The following is a 355-nucleotide window of genomic DNA, read 5'->3' on the forward strand; positions in this document are numbered from 1 at the left end:
TCCAGTTTGCCGCGTAACACGGAAAGGTTATCATAATGTGATACATATTCCTTATACAAGCCCTGTTTCAGTTGCCGGGCGATCCCTTTCGCAAGGATGGCAGCAAACAGATCTTGAATGTGCTCAAACTTTTCTGATGCCATTTCATCATAGTTTGATAGTTTCAGTACACGAAAGGCGTAAGAGAGCATATAATAGATATTTCTGATCAGAATGCCTTTATCTTTCGTCATTGAAAACACCGCGCAGTATGTTTTCCCAGCGCTGCAATTTGTCCGGTTCATCAAACCAGTATTTATGCAGCATCGGAAGAATATCGTATTCAACCACTTCCTTCAGCCATTCATCCGTACAT

General features: G+C 41.7%; 1 protein-coding gene. It reads right to left on the minus strand.

The window, feature by feature from the left end:
* On the minus strand, positions 1–191 hold a 191-nt coding region (locus tag ACLWS4_RS37990), incomplete at its 3' end, for a 5-methylcytosine restriction system specificity protein McrC (protein WP_416876574.1).
* Between the last annotated feature and the right edge of the window lie 164 nt (positions 192–355).

The sequence above is a fragment of the Kitasatospora sp. SC0581 genome (assembly GCF_048159585.1).
Lineage (GTDB): Bacteria > Actinomycetota > Actinomycetes > Streptomycetales > Streptomycetaceae > Kitasatospora.